The following is a 766-nucleotide window of genomic DNA, read 5'->3' as shown; positions in this document are numbered from 1 at the left end:
ACCAGAAGATGGTGGCGGATCTGCGCGCCGCCGGCATCCGCTCTGAAATGTATCTCGGTGGCGCCGGCATGAAGGCGCAGCTCAAATATGCCGACCGCCGCGGCTGCCCGGTCGCAATCATCCAGGGCGGCGACGAACGCGCCAAGGGCGAACTGCAGATCAAGGACCTGATCGAAGGTGCGCGCATGTCGGCCGAGATCACAGACAACGCCGAATGGCGCGCCGCGCGCCCGGCCCAGGTGACGGTGGCGGAAAGCGAGCTGGTCGCCGAGGTGAAGAAGATCTTGGCGGCGCAGGCCGCTGATCGCGCGAAAGGTGGCGCTTGAACACCCCCCTCTGGCCTGCCGGCCATCTCCCCCGCAAGGGAGGAGATTGGATTTTGCGCGGGCTTTCGCCAATCTCCAGCGTCGAAGAAGAGGCGCCGAGCCTCAAGCTGCCGATCTCCACCCTTGCGGGGGAGATGGCCGGCAGGCCAGAGGGGGGTGCCTCGCGCCCATCCGATCAATGACCTCCCGCTACCCCGCCATATCAGCCGACATCATCAACCTCTTCGCCACGCGCAACACGCATGCCGTCGAGGTTGCAGTGCTGCAGCCGGCCGATCCGTTCCTCGACATGGCCGGCGAGGATTTGCGCCGGCGTATTTTTCTCACCGAAAGCGAGACCGGTCAGGCGCTGTGCCTGCGGCCCGAATTCACCATTCCGGTCTGTCTCGACCACATAAGATCGCAGGCCGGCACGCCGCGCCGCTATTCCTATCTCGGCG

At 65.5% G+C, this 766-nt stretch carries 1 protein-coding gene and 1 pseudogene; both read left to right on the top strand.

All coding sequences use genetic code 11. The features are described from left to right. Window positions 1-326 (top strand): His/Gly/Thr/Pro-type tRNA ligase C-terminal domain-containing protein (locus AC0ZT5_RS35130; RefSeq protein ID WP_488500162.1); only part of this gene is annotated, 326 nt, incomplete at its 5' end. Window positions 327-504: 178 nt separating this feature from the next. After that, window positions 505-766, top strand: a pseudogene (gene hisZ / locus AC0ZT5_RS35125) (ATP phosphoribosyltransferase regulatory subunit); the annotation flags it as partial.

It is taken from the genome of Mesorhizobium sp. CNPSo 4670 (genome assembly GCF_057784235.1).
This window is presented reverse-complemented; position numbering and strand designations above follow the sequence as displayed.